Raw genomic sequence first — 17,963 nt, 5'->3', positions numbered from 1 at the left:
TTTCTCCTTGTGAAAAGTGTTACAACTCACCCGGCTCACTGGGTGAAACCGAGTGGTTGCTGGTGATGGCAGCCAGTTGATAGGGAATCCCCAGGGCATCAGCCCAGCCGGTTCGCAGCAGCACCGTGTTCACTTCCAGGTACTTGCGAAACAGCGGTTCATCGCCGGGGACATAGTGCAGAAAGAATTCAAAGTCTTCACTCAGCAGCTTCTCGTAGAGCGCCTGCCAGGTGGTGATGATCTGACCCCGTTCCATCACCACCGGCTCGCCCATCTCATCCGTCGGGAAATACCCTTCAATCCAGATGGTAACCCCATCGAGAATGAGAGGATCACCAAACCGGGCACCTGCTGCAGGCAAGATTCCACCGATGCCGAAGGTCTCAATCACTTCGGCCCGGCGAACGGTCCCTTCCAGGGTCATCGTGCTGGCCGGGCTGCCTCCATGCACCGCTAGTTGTTCCGCTGAAACAGGCGTTTTCAGAATCGACCATGGGCTGCTCATAAAACACCTCGCGATGCAGGCACCAGCGTGGTCGTCTCCCAAGCTGGAAGACGTGACAGTTCCTTCACGTATTCCGAGCGGGCCTTCAGCAGCCAGGCGAGATATTCTGTTCGATTCACCGAGCGATCACCTATGCGAAAGCTGGCACCAGCATCGGGGTGTTCATCTTCCAGTATTTGCAAAACCAGAAGATCAATCTTCTCGATCAGTCCGTGCAGTTGAGCAGCAGTGCGTGGCGAACTGTTTAATTCATCCAGTGCGGTGGGCATGTGTACTCCAATGTGAACAAAAAACTGTGCCACACTTCGGCTGTACTCAGCCGAGGTGTGGTTGCGGGTGATGTGCACACCCCGACGGAGTACCGTCGGAGTGTGGCACGGTTACCAGTAACCAAATAAATTACTCTTCCTCTTCCCCGATCATCTTGAGCACAAAGCGATGATCGAGAGCATTGATGCCACCGAAGTATCGCACTTTGAAACGGGCCACGACGTCGCGGTCAAAACCATCACCATCCTGAGCACTTTGCCGGAACACCTGCACCGGCCAGATTTCCTTCCAGATGAACTGCCGGGAGAAATCACCCAGATACCAATCGCTGGTGCTGATTTGATCGAGATAAGCGGAAGCCAGTACGGTGAACGCGCCGCGAAGAGGATTACCCCCAAATGCAGTGCCACCCGATGTCGCGGGAACCAGTGTGGCATTGACGATCTGCAGCGCCCTGATTTCCAGCGACTTGGGCACCAGCAGAATGCGAGGTTGCCAGGCTATCGGCTCACCACTTTCCGGCCCATGCCGATCATCCTTGACATAGACCGCGTGGTACTGCAAAGGTAAAGCCAGCGAGGTCCAATCAGTCAGTGGCACCGCAGCGTCAAAACCTTCCGCGGTGTTCTCCGGCCCGATCACATTCAGCAGGGAAGCATTATCGGGATAGAGTTCCTGCAGTGTGCCCGAAGGGCGATAAACACCAGTGCTCAGCGTGGCGTTGTAATCAGCATCCACCACTCCCCGCACAATCGTCTTCTCTCGCTCAGCACGCGTCGCTTCACCCAACCGGGCGGCACGCCTCAGCAGTTCATTCGTCTGATCAAAATGCACGGCTTCTTCCGTGATGGAAAGCAGCCGGCCTTTCTTGCTCTCCACGGTGCTGACAAACTTGTCGCCAAAGCTCGCTTCCTCGTAAGGCATGCCCTCTTTTACTTCACGTGGCCCTTGTAGTGCTGTGAAACCTGGGATACGTTCCGACCGTACGGAAGACCGTTCAAGTGTAACCAGTTGATCGCCAATGCCTGCTGCCTGGTCGTAGGCATCCATCACCCGACGGGCGATGACGGCTCCCGTGACCGTCTGAAACAGGTTAATTCCCAGATCAGCTTCGCTGAGTGGCTCATTCAGTTGATCGATCTCAGCAACGTAGACTCGTTGCCGGGCTGCCAGCGTGGGTAGCGTCTGGGCAGTTGGCCCGACACAGGCTTCCCAGAGTTGCCGAAGGCTGAAATCGTCGGGGGACAATTCCCGCGTATCGAGCAGGTTCTGGACACATTCATAGAACCCGCGAGGCCCCATCGAATGCCTGAGCGCTCGTAAATCCTGTCGAATCATGATGACTCCTTGTGATAAAAAATGTCGAAAACTAAAAACCACGGGCAGCAGTCCGTGGAGGAACATTACCCGCGAATTGCACGCATCAGTGCTTGTTTCGCACCGGCGTTAATCCCTTCAGGAACAGTGCGTTTCAACGAAGATGGCGACACATCGCGATCCAGCAGCGCTGCCCATTCTTCCAGCAGCTTCAGCAACTGGGCAGGTTCCGGATGCATCGCCAACGCTTCACGAATAAAAGCCGTGCGTAACAAGGCTGGCAGCGATGACTGTTGCAGTAGTTGTTGAATACTGCCTTCACCGTTGTCCCCTTCCTGAAATGATTGTGTGGTGGCTGGGAATGCCACGATATCTACCGACACCACCCGCTCGATGTGTTCCACTTCCTGGCTCTGGGCACTGCGTCGTCCCAGCACCACGTGGCTCATGCCGATATCGTGCGGTGCAGCTTCCATCAGATCGAACAGCCAGGACGTATGCGGCCCGAGCAGTCGCAGGTCGCCTCGCAGTTTGCCTTCTTCAAAACGGGGCGACAGCACCTGGCCGGCATAATCTCGCAATCGGCGTCGCATCGGAGCATGATGCTCCTCAGCATGATCAAGAAAGACCGGGCGGTTTTCATAGAGCGGTATCGCTGACTGCATCGCAGCCTGGCTGTAGCGATACCCATTTCTGCTTTGTGTGCCGAGCAGTACGACATTGCGTACCAGCCGTTCGTTACGCTCAGCAACAGCTTCGGACATGATCTGGTAAGAAGCATGTCGCAGCGTTTCCAGCCTGGCTGGTTTCTCTTTCACCTGCATGGATAGATCCTCCTGGGTTATTTGTTTCGATCATCGCCGGGAAGTTGATAACGGCGGAGCACCCGGTAGCCTCCACCGCAACGGATGTATCTGACGCCATCGCCTGCTTCATGGCGTCGTTTCATGATGTGTTTTGGTCGTTTGTCTTGACGCAAGACAGTCGAGCCTGCAGGCAAGCAGGGTCTGGCCCGACAGAGTTTAGCTGGACGGGAATTCATCGCAGTTGTCCTTTCGAGGTGTCAGGGAAGAGGGGTCAGGGGTGAGGGGAAATTTGATTCTTCCTGCTTCTCCCGCTCCATGGTGGAGGGGTCCACGCGATCACGACGTGCCAGTTCCCGTCGCGAGAGTGCGCCGCGGTCGAAATAGATCGCATCCGCCTCGGCTTCCTCCTTGCGATTGCGGACCGCCACCGCGGGAGGCGTGATAGTGACATGGAGATGAGGCAGAGCATTGGCAGGGAGTTGCATCAGTCGCACCGCTTCCTGCATCACGAGGCGGAAGAGTGCTTGCCATTGGCCGATAAAGAACGCCTGCCAACTGGCAAACAGCCTGACCGCTGGGCCTTCCGCCACCAGCGTGCTGCTGTAGTTGGCGTTGGCGGCATCAGCAGTCAGCATGAATTCAGGCAGACCAGTGCCCGCTGCAACAGCCAGCAGCAACCGTCTGCCAAGAATGCTGGCATCATCGAAATGTGAATCGGGGGACAGATACTGCAGATCGTAGCCTTGCGTATCAATCATCGTGCCGGGCTGGAGCAAGGCTCGCCGTTGCTGTGGTGTCAGCGGGCCGGGAGTCGGGCTGCCTGCTGCCGCCCAGTCCGCAAACCCAGGAACGCCACCTGCATGATGATTGCCTGTATGCTTGCGTATCAGCACAATCGAACTGGCTACCTTGCGATGGATCAACTCCACATCGAGCCAGCTCTGATACTTCTGTAGGGCATCGATCGCTGGAGTGAGGATCGACAGACCGCGCTTCACGTTGGCATCGACGCCAATCTTGCAATGCAGCATCCGATCAGCAGGCACCATTTCAAAACGCGATTCATCCAGTTGCACGCGATATGCCAGGGGCACTTCCACATTGTGCTCCTGCGTGACAATGCCCTCATCAGGCAAACCCGTCACGGGATCAGCAGCAATGCGTTCCGGATCAACAAAATGCACTTGAGGCGGCCAGGTAGACTGGCGGAACAGCCGGAGAAAACATTCCCCATCGCGCCAGGTACGCTGGCAGAATTCCCAGTCGCGACGGTTGCCGGTATCCCACTGGTTGGCAGTCAGAAACTCACGCCAGAGCTGACCAGCCAGAGCAATGACTGTGGAATCATGAGGGATGGCGGCATCGGGTGAACAGCTTCCGGTGGGGCAGGTTACTACTTCATGCTGCATGCCAGTGCCAACGACATAATGGCGATACAGCATGAGTGCGTTGCGGGCAAAGGGATTACGTTCGGTCAGCAGCCGGGCTTTGTCGCGTGTCGAGGTTTGATCGACGGTTGCTTTGGTGGTGGAGAGAAGCTGCCAGCGGTCAGCATCATCATCTACGATGGCTGCAGCCGGCTGAGATTCAATCAGGCGAATTGCCTGCTCGGTACACAAGCGTTCCAGGCGTTTACGACTCCAGTAAGCTGCAAGAGGTTCCCACCACGACATGACCTGCTCCTCGGTAAAGTGAAGTAAACCACTTAGTACCGTAAGAAATGCCGTGTGGTAAAGAGCATACGTATAGTTACAATGTGTTCATAAAGACAGTTAGTCTCAATCTGTGCAGTTAAAGTGTCTCATGGTGTCTCAGATTGTCTCAGGGCGTCTCAACATGAGACGAACAAGGAATTGGAGGAAAAACACCAGATCTTTAGATGGCCTTTACATATTCCTTCGATGGAATTATGATGGATACATGGCATGGAGTATCATTACTCATGAAGCATTCGATAACTGGCTGCTGGTGCAGCCGGAAGCTGTTCAGGTGAATGTCCTGGCGCATGCGGAATTGCTTGCCGAATTTGGACCAACGCTGGGGCGGCCTTATGTGGATACTGTCAAAGGGTCTAGACATTCCAACATGAAAGAACTTCGAATACAGCAGGGTGGTGATCCATTTCGAGTGTTGTTTGCATTTGATCCTGCCAGACGTGCCATCCTGCTGTTAGGCGGAAATAAACGTGGCAACAAAAGATGGTACAAGGCAAATATCCCGCTGGCTGACAAGCGAATGGATGAACATTTACGATCCATGCATCGTGAGAAAGGAAAATAACATGGCGAAACGACTTTCAGACCTGATAAATCAATTACCTAAATCCACGCAGGCAAAAATACGTGCGCGATCTGATGAGTTAATTGCAAGTGAACGCTCGTTGCGCGAACTGCGCGAAGCTCATCAGCGATCACAGACTGCTCTGGCACGAAAGCTTCGAGTGAAACAGGCTGCAGTTTCCAAACTGGAACGCCGTACAGATATGTATGTCAGTACGCTGCGGTCGTACATTGAGGCGATGGGTGGACAGCTCGAAATCGTCGCCAGATTTCCGCACTCAAGCCCGGTCAGGATCAAACAGTTTGAGAAACTGGGATGATTAATAACAATCGAAGCCAATCTCCAAGCCAAGTTGCGACATCTGCCCCATCAGTTCAGGACATAATATCGGGCCTCCCTGTCCATCCTTGGATAGCCAGTAACACGAGATCCACATTCTGCAGTTTTCTTGCCTGAGTCGATTTAGTTCAACTGATTTGTCCGAGAGTTGTTGCAGGAGCCAATGCAAGTGATTTCTGATATCTCTTGAATCGACAAGCCCCTTACTGCATAAAAACCAGCCATGAAGAGCAGCAGTAGGTGAAATTTTTGCTGCCGGTTTCAAAACGGTGCCCTTCACCTGAGTTTCAGTGGGTTGAATACCGAGTCTTTGGGTCACAACCTCCGGCTCGTAATTAACAGGGTAGATGCAAAGGGTAACATAAGTTTGATTGCAGGTTGGATAATCATCGATCATAAAGTATGCCAAAGGTGTCTGGAGCAGCATGAATTTCGTTGAGGCGAATCACATTTTAGTCTGCTGGCTTCCATACTGCAAATGAATGAATTAATACCGATGTTCCTTCAACCTACCACTCACCCTCCCTCGTCATTACAGTAGATACCATCTAACCGCAGGAGCGTTCCATGTTGCGATGTGTGCTTCCTCTCTTTCTCGGCTCCAGTGTGCTCGGGCTGGCCCTGGGCAGTGAGCCGTTGCTCGAAGAAAAACCGGTGAACAGCAAAATCACTTCCGTAGCTCTCTTCAAGAATGGACTGGCTGTCGTCAAAAGGCAGGTTGCCCTCGATGGCACCGGCACTTTTCGTCTGATGGATGTTCCCGAACCCATTCACGGCACCTTCTGGGTCGAAAGCAATACACCACTGGAAGCACGTGTGGAAACCCGCGATACTCCTGCCAAGCCTTCGCAGGGTTTCGGCATCAACCTGCAGGAAGAGCTAGCTGATCTCACCGTTACCGTGCATGGCAGAAACAACAAGAACCCCATTCATGGCAAAGTGGTACGCATTCCCAAAGAAGACGAAGATGCTGATGGTGATAGCGCACTCTACGAAGGTTATCGCCCACCAACTCAGGGCAGCCGTTTCCTTATTCTCAAAACCGAAAAGGGTTACAGCTACTTTGACTTCAACGACATCGCAGCTCTCGATATCGACGGCCAGCCTCAACCTCGTCTGGTGAAGAAGCCGGTATTGCTTCTGACAGCTGGGCCTGATGCGAAGGCAAACACTGCCCAGATCAGCTATCTCACCAGTGGATTATCGTGGGCACCGAGTTATAAGGTTGATTTGACCGATCCCAAGAAGTTGACCATTGAGCAACATTGCGTCATCCGTAATGAACTGGCAGAGCTTTCCGATACCGAGGTGTCCCTCATCAGTGGCTATCCGAGCGTGCAGTTCAGTAATGTCATTTCGCCGCTGGCCGCCCAGCAAACCTGGGCACGGTTCTTCCAGCAACTGGGAGGCAACGCTCGTGGCCAATCGTTTGATAATTCCATGTTGACCCAGAATGCCAGTTATGCACCACGTCAATCTGGCGCTGCTTCACCCACCGTGGCTCCCAATCTCGGCGACACCATCGATCTCAACTACCACTCCATCGGCAAACGCTCACTCAAGAAAGGTAGTGCAATCTCCATGGCTACCGGCAAAGCTGATGCCGACTACGTTCGCATTGTTGACTGGACCATTCCCGACAATCGCGACGAATGGGGGAACCCCACCAACCAGGGCCGTCGAGTTGATCCTGCTACAGGAGAAGCTTTGCAGGATGATGTGTGGGATGCGTTGAAGTTCAAGAACCCATTGCCTTTCCCCATGACCAGCGCTCCAGCCATGGTGATGACTGCAGGCAACTTCAGCGGCCAGCGTTCCGTGCTCTGGACCAACAAGGGTGAAGAAGCCACGCTGCGGGTCAACAAGGCACTCAGCATCCGGGCTCGTCATGTGGAATACGAGCACCAGACAGAAAAGGGGGGAGTGTCAGATCGTGATGTGATCTACATCGGCGGACGACGTTTCCGCAAGGTCACCGTCAATGGCGAACTGCGACTCTGCAATCATCGCCCCGCAGACGCAAAGATGATTATCAAACGGCAGTTTTCAGGCGATTACCTCTCAGGCGATGCTGATCCGAAAATCGATCTTCGGGAAGAAGGCGTCTGGACGGTCAACAAACGTAATGAACTCACCTGGACTTTGACACTGAAACCAGCCGAGGAACGGACGATCAAGTACCAGTACAGTGTGCTGATCAATTTCTAATGGAATCAAAAATCAAACAAGCCCACGGACTGCAGTCCGTGGGTCTTTTTGTCAATCTGGTTAAACTGTAACGTTTATGGTTCTACTGTAGTGATGAATCAATTCTGGTTTGTAGATATTGCAGTGAAAGTGGAGGCGACTTGGTCGATGAACGAACAGAGACCGTCTCCTCGGAAATCATCATGTATCGCTGGCAGGGATGCCTTTGTCTCGTGCTGTTTGCAGGAACCCTGTCCGCCCAGGACTGGCGGCCGGTTTCGCAGGTACCTGCCTCCGAATCGACGGGAATTCGTCTCGGCAAACCCCGTAGTACAACAGTTGAAAACTATCAGGTTTTTGCCACCCAACCTTTGCCTCGCGAAGCAGTGAAATATCAGACGGTACAGTATCAGGATCTGAAAAGTCTGCCTGACCCCACGTTGAATATTCCCGGTGCCATTCCACCTGATAATCGGCCTGCAAGTATGTTGACCCGCTATCAAGGTCCCAGTGCTGCGGAAGAAGCATATAACTGTGGACAAATTCCGGGACAGGCACCAGCAGGCGGTGCACCAGCAGGTGTTCCACCTCCCTATTCTCAACCTCCGCCTTATGGCGCTCCACCACCTTACGGTGCTCCACCGCCCGGTGCGCCGGCTCCTGCTGGCGCCAACACTCCCTGGTATCAACCGATCAAAGATTGCTGGAACAAGATCTGTGGCACCGGGCAGCCGGGCGGCGCGCACCCCTTCAGCACCTGGGATGCACGCAGCGATCAGGGATTCAAGGATTTCATCTCACCCATGACCAATCCGACCTTCTTCGAAGATCCCCGGTCTCTGACTGAATTCCGTACCATCTTCAGCTATGTGAGATCGCCTAGCGATAATCCACTGATGCTGGGTGGCAACATCTACGACTTCATCCTGCAGGGCCGTGTCAGCATCAATGATCGCTGGTCACTGGTTCTGCATCGTCTGGGTGTAGCCAGTGTCAACCCCGGCGACGGCGCACTCAACGGCTACTCCGGTGGCACTGGCATCACCGATCTGCAGATTGGTACCAAGTACACCTTCCTGCGTGATACCCGAAGTGAAACCCTGCTGGCTGCAGGTGTCAGCTTTGAAATTCCCGTGGGCAGCAACAGTGTACTGGCGGGTAATGGCGCCAGCGTGGTGCCCTACTTGAGCTACGGGCAAGGCTTCCTGCAAAACTGGCACTTCCTGGCGTCGACGGGTTACCGCTTCGGCTACACCGGCGGTGCATCCGACTTCTACTTCCTCAGTGCCCACATCGATTATGGTTTCTTCAAGCGGTTCTATCCGTTTGCGGAAGTCAATTGGTTCTATTACACCAAGAATGGCAGTCTGCAGCCTGTCAATTTCGAAGGTGGCGACCTGATGAACATCGGGGCGACCCAGGTGGAAGGACGCAGCCTCGTGACTGTCGGGTTAGGTATGCGCTACAAATTCACCGAGGGATTCCAAGCTGGCTTTGCCTATGAATTCCCTGTCTCGGGCAGAGACATGATTGAAGATTACCGCCTGATGGTGGATCTGATTTTCCGGTATTAGGTCATGCTATACGGTTGGCATCGTTTGTCTTAGACCTCATGGTTCCGTTGTGTCGTGCCACTCACCCGACCGAAGGTCTCTCCACCCAATACGATAACCATTGTCATCCCACCCAGACCAAGGATCAGGCGTGAGCCACGATACACATTCATTCCCACCAGCCCCCTGGCTCGCCTTCCTCACCCGCTACCAGGCGCTTCTCTGGTGCCTGACAGCCTTGCTGGTTGTTTTCTGTCATGTGGCTACCTTCACTCGCAGCCCCGTACTCTGGCAGGATGAAGCCCAGATTACTGATCAGTTCCGCGTGCTGCACGACATCAACACCCCCTGGGCCTTGCAGATCAATCCCGATCAGACGCCTCGAGTCGTCATTCTTCCTTGGCTGCAACTCATCCAGAAACTCATCCTCGGCCCACTCGGAGTAACTGTTGAGTCCGTTCGCACAATCAGCCTGCTGGGAGCGTTGCTCTGCACCTTTGCCTGCTTCGCAGTTCTGCGTACCTGGAACTGGTCGACCTGGCCTGCAGCCTGGCTGGCATTGCTCTTTATTTCCGATCCGCTCTTTATTCAATCGTACCGAGGCGGACGGGTAGACATGTTAGCGGTTGCCCCGGTTCTGCTTGCCCTGGCCTGCTGGATGCGCGCCTGGCAAATACCCTCGAACTGTCTGCCTTGGGCAGTGCTTGCCGGGTTCCTGTTGCCCATTGGTGTCATGGTCTGGACCACTGCACTCATCATCACCCTGGGTCTGCTTGTCGTGGTGTTGCTTCTCTTGCGACCAAACAGCATGTCGCACCTGTTGAGAATGCTGGCTGGCGCCATCGTGGGAGCAATATTCTCCCTCATTGTTACTCTTGCATTAGTGCTCGTTGATTTTTCCTGGGATCAGTTCCTGCAGTTTCTGCATGAACTCAATAAGTATCGTGAAGCACAGACCGAACGTCGCTGGAGCCTGGCATTATCCCTTTTCACCACGCCTGCTACCGGAGTGTTGCTGTTCATCCTCACCTTGCCCTGGATGAAAACCAAAGCACACCTGGTCTGGATACTCGGCTTGCTTGTGGCGAGTGTCGTTCTCATCGTTTTGCCGCCGTTCTATATCTTCCGCCTCATCTACCTGGTTCCTCTCTGTTACCTGGCAGTCTTCTGGACCGTGCAGAGTAAACCACGGCTGTTGGCGATATGCGTTGCCAGCATGGTCATTCTCAATCTGGGTTACGGTGTGATGGGCCGTACTGTTAAAACAGTAATGCGCTGGCAACAGACTGATCCACAACGTGTAGGTCAACTGCTCGATGAACACATTCCCGCAGGTTCCGTCGTCATGGGTGGCTTCGCCTACTATTTCCACGGCTTGACTCGTGGCTGGGAAATGTACGAAACGCCTCTGCCAACCTGGCGTTCTGATCTGAAGCTCAAGAACAATGTTTACTGGCTCGCCTGGTACGATCCACTGCCCGAGTTCCTCGGCAAGCGTTGGAAACTGATCCACGAGTTCAAAAACGACCCACCATGCGATACGCTGGCGAACTATAAACTCTACCAGTTGTCGGAATGATAGTTACCGGCTCTCCGGTTTCAGTCTCGACATCACTTCAAACAGCAGAAACAGCGGCATGCCATTGCCCAGGTGTCCGCCGAAGTGACCGTACCAGACTTTGCCCGGCGACCATTCAATCTGTCGCAGCTTCTGATAATCTGCAAACTCGGGTTTGCTCACATCAGGCATCTGAAAACTCTTGAGTCCGGCACTGCTGGTGTAGTACCGGTCTGCTGTACCCACGATACTCGTACCCCAATCGAGAACAACAATGTCCAGCTTCGAATAGAAACAGAGCATCTCGGAACGCACACTTCGCAGCGCCTCGGCAAGGTCGTACATCGGTGAGACAGCAGGCGAAAGCAGAATGATCTTTTCCACCGAACTAATGGGTAGTTTTTCTGCAGCCTGCAGTACCAGCAGGCATCCTGTGCTCTTACCCATGAGATATACCGGCTTGCCCGGGTTGGAACTCATGTAGCTGAGCACTTCCCGGCGGAGTTCTTCTGTCTTGGCCAACAGGTGTCGCGTGTCCTGAATATCGCGAATGACACGCCCTTTGCCATGCGTCCACATGAAGGAACGTAATTCGTGGGGAATACCCGCCTGGCGAATTGCCCAGCGGGCGAAGCCATGCAGGTTTTCAATACCGCCGGCGCCACCCACCAGGAATATCACGCCAGGTTGTGTTGGCTTGTTATCAGCCTGCGCTGCCGGATACAGGCAGAGCCACCAGGCAACACTGATCAGAATCTGTCGCCACATCGGTATCCCCTTCAGAGCGAAGGGGTGATAACCATCTGCAGAAGAACGGGCAAGAGCAACAAGCGAAATGTTAGTAATTGAACTGTAACTGCACTCGCATCAGTTGTCCTTTGAACTGCTCATAGGAAATGGCGCCGGGATCAGTGAATGCAGTCGTGTTGGTGCGATCGGTCAGTGTGTACATGGTGGTCAGTTCCACCTGTGGGTTGATCTGCCATTCCACGCCAGCTTCCCATTCGCTGATCATCGAATATGGCGCATTGCGTTCGCTCTTGTATCCGCCGTTGAAATAACTCCAGCGGGTAAATGGGAACAAGGTGCCATGACAGGGGGTATCGTACTTGTACATCAGTTGCAGATAGCCACCGGTGAGTGGTGCATCTTCGATGGCATTCTGAGCAGCATTGAGAGCAGGGCCCTGACCAACGTTCCATTCCGCCTGGAACCCGATGGGTTGCGGATACCAGATGAACGATCCGCCGATGCGCTGATCCAGCCAGCCTTGCCGATCACCTGTTTCGAGTGTACCTGCCGGACGAATCAGAGGCCCGGTGCCATTGGCCCGGATTTGCGAGGAAAGCACCACATAATAGCCACTGTAAGCCTGCACGGCCACTTCCATGTACTGGCCATTATCGAAGGTAATCGGCAGAGTCAGGCGAATGACCGAGTGCAGATTGTCGTTTTGTTCCGCCAGTGAACCGCCCTGGCCGTTATACACACCCACGCCAAACACACCGTAGTTGCCTGAACCTTTGAGGCCTTGATCCATCACATCCTTGAAGAATTTCTGAGCGTACTCTGGTGTCCAATAGAAAAACAGACCCAGATCACGTTCGTTTTTCACAGCACTGTTCCACCCATCGTTTCGATCCAATGCCAGTCGGTTTGAACTCGACTGCATGTTTTCCCAGCCGTAAGGGACTTTCGATTGACCCATACGCAAACGGAACACTTTCTCCTTGTCCCAGTACCAGTCAGCATACCAGTCGCGAATCTGCGTAAACTGAATGTTGGTCGTAGCTCCATCCGGGGTTGCAGCAAAGTCAGGCTGCAAATAGACCCCAACATGGTCTGAAACATCGCCAAACAGAATGAGACGGACCCGGCGAAGAATAAAGCTCTGGTTCTTACCTACCGAGCGATCAGCTACCAGTTGAGTCGGTGCATATTCCTGATCTCGATCTATGGTAAAGTTATAACGTAACTGCGTATAGCCTCGCAGGCTCAGCTTCTCATACCATGCTTTCTTTTTCGGCTCTGCAGCTTTCTCACCCTTGGCAGCAGGCCCGGCCTGCCAGTAGGCAATGGGTATTTCCGGGTCGCACCCTTCGTTCCAACGTTCAACCAGCTTATCCATCAATGAGGGGCGATCGATTGGATCAAAGAGTCGGCTGCTATCCACATACCCGGCTGGGATGATTGCTTTCTCATCATAGTTTCTTGTAACCTGTTCGCGCAATTGCTCCGGTGGAATGAATCCATCCTGAGCCTGTAAATTAATCGGGCAAAGCAGGATTAACCCCAACAGCCCTGCGAATCGGAGATTCATTTTCTTTACTCTTTTTCTTACTTTTTCCGATTATCTTTCAAGACATGCATGTTTCATCGGTAGAACCAGAACAGGTTCGTCAATTTTTGGTTTCATTTGTACCAATCTTCACATTTCACTCAAGCAGATGCATAAGCAATGAATTCGCAAGTTGTCGCAAATTGCCCAAGTTGGCACACCCAGCGACAGGCGATCTCTACATCGCTGACAGCAGCAACAACCGCATCATCAGACTGAAGAAAGATTAAATCGTGCCAATCGTGCGCCGTCGCACATTCGATTCACTTTCCGGATAATGATACTGCGAAATGGGAATGAACTGGCCTTCCTCACGGTCGTAACCAAACACATCGCCAGTTTCAATTTTATAGACCCAGCCATGCAGGTGCAGATCGCCCTTGACCAGGCGGGAGGCAACACTGGGCAGCGTGCGCAGATTCTCCAGTTGCACGAGCACATTCTCTTCTACTGTCGCTGTCACGAGCGGATCACCTTCCAGATGGGCGTAATTATCTTTCACAATCCGTTGCGTGGTGGCAGCATGACTCAGCCAAGCAGCCATCGCGGGCAAGCCTTCTACAATTTCGGGTTTGAGCAATCCTTTCATTGCTCCGCAATGTGTATGCCCGCAGATGATAATGTCCTTCACGCCCAGCCCGGCGACAGCAAACTCAATGGTTGCTGCCTCCCCTCCGTTGGCGGCCCCATGCGGCGGAACGATATTCCCCGCGTTACGGAGAATGAACAACTCGCCCGGCTTGGAGCGCGTCAGCAGATTCGGATCGATGCGCGAATCAGAACAGGTGATAAACAGTGTTTCCGGATTCTGTCCATGCGAGAGCTGCTCGAACAGATCTTTCAGCGGGCGAAAGTTCTTGTTCTGAAAATGGTGAATGCCTTTGATCAGCTTCTGCATAAAGCCGCCTTTGTGTTTAACGGTGTTGGTGGGAGGAGAGAATCTACGAGTGCTGTAGAGCGAGCTGCTTACTAGCATAACGCCATTCGTGCCAGAAATGTTCGTAAAAAACATCAAATCAATAGATTTTGACGAGCGGTTCCTTTCAAGTTACGGGAAAAACAAAGACCTTGAATATTCGAAGGTGAGCTTCGAATATTCAAGGTAGTTTGCTGAACGTTCAATTGCAGGTGAGCAATAGCTCACACTTACACTTTTTGTTTGCCTGCATGCGGCTGCAGCTTTTCAATATCCTTCAGACTCTGGCGGAACTGCTCGGTTGATTGCATCGGGCGTTCCGTTTCACCACAGCCTGTCAGCAGTGTGCACAGCAGCAACAAGGCTATCAGATGCTTCATGATGCACTCCTGTTAATCGAGGTTGACTGGTTCGCCTTTGTTCCGCGTTGACAGAGCACGATACGCTGCGCCACCCGCATACGGGTTCATTCCACCCAGCGGCAGCGGCAAGGGAACTGCATCGCTGTTGATCGAATCGGTAATGAACCGCACCGAGCCATCGCCAAACAGGAAATTGCAGCCAGTGGGGTGATCGCTGCGGAACGAACCCATGCCACTGCTGGCAATCGGCGAAGTGAAATGCTGCTTGTGGTTCATCCGGTTGAACGATGAAGCAAAAGTGGTGATCGGGTAGGCAAACGACCACGAAGTAAACCCGCCAATGGAGCCAGGGGCAGGGTAGTCCTTGAGCGAGTAGCTCGATTCACCCACGAAAAAGGTGTACGAGGTGCCGTCGTGAATATCACGAAATGACACGCGATGACTGTTAACGAAGACGCCATCAGGCTTGCCATAGATGAACTCCAGAAACGGGAACATCGACCAGTTGTAAGTGGAGCCCAGGTTGCAGACATAACTGGCGTAACCGGGTGATGGAGTTTCAGACAACGCCATCGTCGGGCACAGGTAAATCTTCAGCACCTTGGAGGAGACCGGCATGTTCACTGGATCGAAAGGATCTTTGCTCTTGTCGTATCTCTGAAACAAGCCATCCTGTTCAATGTAAGGCAGCAGATCAGTGAACGGGCTGTACTGCGGATAGTTCTTCAGGTTATTGGGGAATTCGCCGTAATCATTGTGATAATGATGCAGTGCTACGCCAATCTGCTTCAGATTGCTGGCACAGATCATCTTGTTGGCGGCTTCGCGTACTTTCTGCACAGCTGGCAGCAGCAATGCCATCAGCAAGGCGATGATAGCAATCACCACCAGCAGTTCGATCAGGGTAAACGCATGCCGTTGTTTCATGGAAGTTATCTCCGGTTATTGACTCTGAAATGAATTGACCTGGCAGGAATTCCTGCATGGTCTAGAGGATCTTGTGTGTGCCACTGCGCAGCAGTCAGCACGCAACAGGATTGAGTACTCTCGCCTTAAAGTCATGCAGACAGGGTGCTACGGTTTGCGTGTACTCACGCTAACCGTGCCCATTCACCGCATAGTTACTCGTGCGAACTTACTGAAAGGGGCATGAACGAACCCGTTCGACCAATGTGACAGTCACGGGTTGTTACAACAACGAACTAGCGAACCGGAGGAGCACGTGGCGCAACGACAGGCAGGATGACATGCACTGGCCTGGGTAACAGTACCTCAGCCAGGTAAGAGTTGAATGTCTGAATAATGCGGCTGATGCGAGAAGCGGTGCGTTGCAATACGTGGCGGATGAATCGACCACCTGCAGCCAGCACTCCCGTTACCACCACAATGGAAGATTCCACCGTCAACGCATCAGGCAACTGCTTCACAACAAAGTCGCCATGGATCCACATCGCCACCAGCAGCAATCCCAGCCAGCTTCGGCGATTGAGTGGTATCCGCAGCCAGGCGACATCAAGTGTCTTGAGTGCTGAGAGTGTCAGGATGCCATACAAGACACCCAGGGAAACCATGTTGCTAAAAGATGGGTTCTGAAAAAACCGGGCACTGACCACCCAGACCGGGTAGAGGTGAACCAGAAACAGGAATAGCCAGAATAATCTCGCAACGATACTCCAGACGAATTGCCGTCGTTGCTCGCGTTCCAGTAATCTCTGTCGTCGAGGTGTCAAAACGTGTTGCCTGAGCGAGGAGGGATGCAGAAAGGTCTGTAATTCCAGCGGCTCTTCAATGTATACTTATTAGTAGAAGAATCAGCCAGCCTGGGAAGAGTCGGCGGCAGTATTTAATGATAACTGGTGATATGGCTACTTCCGTCGCACCAGCGCCACGCGAAATCCAATGTGATCATATCGCCGATGTGGCTCAAAACGCAGACGGAACGCAGTACGTAGAAACTTTCCCTCATCTGCCCAGCAGCCACCACGCCGGGAGCGTGATATGTCCCCATTCTCGCTTGGCGTTGCAGTGTCTTTTGCATCACGCAAATCTGGGTCAACGCCTCCTGGCAGCCTGGCGTGATACCAGTCCCGGCACCATTCATAGATATTGCCATGCATATCATGCAGGCCCCAGGCATTGGCTGGGTAACTGCCGACAGGTGTTGCCTTGCCAGTCGATGGCCCGCGCTCGGTGGTGCCCAACGAAGCTCCTTTGAAATTCGCCTGGCGGCTCGTCAACTGATTGCCAAAGGAAAACATGGTCGTGGTTCCAGCCCGGCAGGCATATTCCCACTGAGCTTCCGTCGGCAAACGAAATTCCCAAATGTTCGGTATCTCTCCCGCTGCATGGGCAAGTTCTGTCAGCTTCAGACAAAACGCTTCCGCCTCGGCATAGTTGACGTTTCCCACCGGCAACACATCATCTTCAGGCAACTCGGCAGTCAAAGGTCCAGGCAATGCACCCATCACTCGTTTCCAGTCTCCCTGCGTTGCTTCGAACTTGGCCATCCAGAAACCCCTAGTCAGCGTCACCATCACCTGGTCCTCACCAGGTCGGCGTTCTGGTTCATCACGCGGACTTCCCATGGTGAAAGTGCCAGCCGGGCACCAGCAGAGTTTGATGCCTGCAACCTGTCTTTCTTCGCCAGGTTTCTTTCCATCGAACGCATCAGGCGGAGCCAGTACGGTTGAGACCGGGGTGATACGTTCGCAGCCGATGAGCAACAGCAAAACAGTGAACCACCAGATCTTTTGCATGGAAGTACTCGCGATTCGCACCACCTTCATTCTATTTGGATTGACTGAATTTCAGATTTGCAACATGATTGACTGCGATGCAACTACCAGTCCGCTGCACCAGCAAGGGGAAACGTGCAACTGCTGTGCGAATATTGCGATAAACTTTAAGTGCCCGCGCGATCCTCCACGGCTAGCGCGACGGGCTGCCATCGAAGTGCACTCTCAATCTCCGCGGCAATAGAGGTTATGCAACGTCACCCCACGCATTGAGCAGCGGAACATCGTCCATTTGGTGCCTTTTGAATTGAACCGAACGTCGCCTGCATCCCACAGGTTTGTTTCATGCCCAGATTTGCACTACACATGCCTCCGTCACTTCAATGTGCCTTCTCCAAGTCAAACCATAAACTGCGCTGTGCCACATGGACTTCATTTAATTGGAGGGCAAGCAGATATCGGCCTGCACATGGTATCCTGATGTTTAGATCGTTAAACGAGATATCGAAAGTGATCAATGGATTTGATATATTAAATGATCTTTCTGGATGCCATTCCCAGATCGTCTGATCTTCACTGTTAGCTAACGTTAAACCTGGGCGATAAGCACCACGTCCACCAGTGATTTCAACATACAGCGATAAAAGCACATTGTCGGGAAACCGTAAGCGGTCATATTTGCACTTGGGATTCATCAATTGTCTGGAATGAGTTTTTTCGTGCACCAGAATGCCATCGCATGTGATGAATGACGCCATGAGAGGAGTGGGTAATTGATTTTGTCCTGCCATGCCTGG

General features: G+C 53.0%; 20 protein-coding genes. 5 read left to right on the top strand and 15 right to left on the bottom strand.

The annotated features are described in order from the left end of the window. Nucleotides 1-19: 19 nt before the first annotated feature. From JNJ77_18900 to JNJ77_18875, 6 genes are all read right to left on the bottom strand, one after another. On the bottom strand, nt 20-505 hold the full coding sequence (locus JNJ77_18900; GenBank protein ID MBL8824662.1) for a hypothetical protein: 486 nt from the start codon (nt 503-505) through the stop codon (nt 20-22). After that, on the bottom strand, nt 502-774 hold the full coding sequence (locus tag JNJ77_18895; GenBank protein MBL8824661.1) for a hypothetical protein: 273 nt from the start codon (nt 772-774) through the stop codon (nt 502-504). Before JNJ77_18895 ends, JNJ77_18900 begins: the two co-directional genes overlap by 4 nt. Nucleotides 775-904: 130 nt before the next feature. After that, nucleotides 905-2,113 (bottom strand): hypothetical protein, encoded by a 1,209-nt coding sequence (locus tag JNJ77_18890; protein ID MBL8824660.1) that lies wholly within the window; start codon nt 2,111-2,113, stop codon nt 905-907. A 65-nt stretch (nt 2,114-2,178) separates the two neighbouring features. Next, nucleotides 2,179-2,916 carry a hypothetical protein gene (locus JNJ77_18885; protein MBL8824659.1) on the bottom strand — a complete coding sequence of 246 codons (738 nt, stop codon included), beginning with the start codon at nt 2,914-2,916 and terminating at the stop codon, nt 2,179-2,181. A gap of 17 nt (nt 2,917-2,933) precedes the next feature. Beyond that, nucleotides 2,934-3,134, bottom strand: coding sequence for a hypothetical protein (locus JNJ77_18880; protein MBL8824658.1), 201 nt, complete (start codon nt 3,132-3,134; stop codon nt 2,934-2,936). Nucleotides 3,135-3,155: 21 nt separating this feature from the next. Continuing rightward, complete coding sequence (locus JNJ77_18875; GenBank protein MBL8824657.1) at nt 3,156-4,571, bottom strand: phage portal protein; 1,416 nt, start codon at nt 4,569-4,571, stop codon at nt 3,156-3,158. A gap of 247 nt (nt 4,572-4,818) precedes the next feature. Between JNJ77_18875 and JNJ77_18870 the strand changes: the two genes are divergently transcribed. Together JNJ77_18870 and JNJ77_18865 are read left to right on the top strand one after the other, a co-directional pair. Further along, nucleotides 4,819-5,178 (top strand): type II toxin-antitoxin system RelE/ParE family toxin, encoded by a 360-nt coding sequence (locus JNJ77_18870; protein MBL8824656.1) that lies wholly within the window; start codon nt 4,819-4,821, stop codon nt 5,176-5,178. A 1-nt stretch (nt 5,179) separates the two neighbouring features. Further along, a complete protein-coding gene (locus JNJ77_18865) occupies nt 5,180-5,497 on the top strand; it encodes an XRE family transcriptional regulator (protein MBL8824655.1) in 318 nt (105 codons plus the stop codon). Here the strand turns inward: JNJ77_18865 and JNJ77_18860 are convergent, their stop codons facing one another. Beyond that, the gene (locus JNJ77_18860) at nt 5,498-5,836 is read right to left on the bottom strand and encodes a DUF4279 domain-containing protein (protein MBL8824654.1); all 339 of its coding nucleotides are present in this window, start codon (nt 5,834-5,836) and stop codon (nt 5,498-5,500) included. A gap of 248 nt (nt 5,837-6,084) precedes the next feature. Between JNJ77_18860 and JNJ77_18855 the strand changes: the two genes are divergently transcribed. From JNJ77_18855 to JNJ77_18845, 3 genes are all read left to right on the top strand, one after another. After that, entirely contained in the window at nt 6,085-7,725 is a 1,641-nt protein-coding gene (locus JNJ77_18855) for a hypothetical protein (protein MBL8824653.1), read from the top strand. A gap of 140 nt (nt 7,726-7,865) precedes the next feature. After that, the gene (locus JNJ77_18850) at nt 7,866-9,278 is read left to right on the top strand and encodes a transporter (GenBank protein ID MBL8824652.1); all 1,413 of its coding nucleotides are present in this window, start codon (nt 7,866-7,868) and stop codon (nt 9,276-9,278) included. A gap of 130 nt (nt 9,279-9,408) precedes the next feature. Continuing rightward, nucleotides 9,409-10,836 (top strand): hypothetical protein, encoded by a 1,428-nt coding sequence (locus JNJ77_18845; GenBank protein ID MBL8824651.1) that lies wholly within the window; start codon nt 9,409-9,411, stop codon nt 10,834-10,836. 3 nt (nt 10,837-10,839) lie between these two features. On the opposite strand, the gene JNJ77_18840 is transcribed toward JNJ77_18845, so the two are convergent. From JNJ77_18840 to JNJ77_18805, 8 genes are all read right to left on the bottom strand, one after another. Further along, entirely contained in the window at nt 10,840-11,583 is a 744-nt protein-coding gene (locus tag JNJ77_18840; protein ID MBL8824650.1) for a hypothetical protein, read from the bottom strand. A gap of 70 nt (nt 11,584-11,653) precedes the next feature. Continuing rightward, a complete protein-coding gene (locus tag JNJ77_18835) occupies nt 11,654-13,135 on the bottom strand; it encodes a porin (GenBank protein ID MBL8824649.1) in 1,482 nt (493 codons plus the stop codon). A gap of 244 nt (nt 13,136-13,379) precedes the next feature. Beyond that, entirely contained in the window at nt 13,380-14,051 is a 672-nt protein-coding gene (locus JNJ77_18830; protein MBL8824648.1) for a carbonic anhydrase, read from the bottom strand. Nucleotides 14,052-14,299: 248 nt separating this feature from the next. Next, nucleotides 14,300-14,449, bottom strand: coding sequence for a hypothetical protein (locus JNJ77_18825; GenBank protein ID MBL8824647.1), 150 nt, complete (start codon nt 14,447-14,449; stop codon nt 14,300-14,302). Between the two features lie 12 nt (nt 14,450-14,461). Then, nucleotides 14,462-15,358: a DUF1559 domain-containing protein gene (locus JNJ77_18820; GenBank protein ID MBL8824646.1), complete on the bottom strand. Its 897-nt coding sequence runs from the start codon at nt 15,356-15,358 to the stop codon at nt 14,462-14,464. 275 nt (nt 15,359-15,633) lie between these two features. Continuing rightward, entirely contained in the window at nt 15,634-16,161 is a 528-nt protein-coding gene (locus JNJ77_18815) for a hypothetical protein (protein ID MBL8824645.1), read from the bottom strand. 135 nt (nt 16,162-16,296) lie between these two features. After that, nucleotides 16,297-17,187, bottom strand: a complete 891-nt coding sequence (locus JNJ77_18810) for a formylglycine-generating enzyme family protein (GenBank protein MBL8824644.1) — start codon at nt 17,185-17,187, stop codon at nt 16,297-16,299. Between the two features lie 359 nt (nt 17,188-17,546). Continuing rightward, the gene (locus tag JNJ77_18805; GenBank protein MBL8824643.1) at nt 17,547-17,957 is read right to left on the bottom strand and encodes a hypothetical protein; all 411 of its coding nucleotides are present in this window, start codon (nt 17,955-17,957) and stop codon (nt 17,547-17,549) included. Between the last annotated feature and the right edge of the window lie 6 nt (nt 17,958-17,963).

This window comes from Planctomycetia bacterium, assembly GCA_016795155.1.
Lineage (GTDB): Bacteria > Planctomycetota > Planctomycetia > Gemmatales > HRBIN36 > JAEUIE01.
This window is presented reverse-complemented; position numbering and strand designations above follow the sequence as displayed.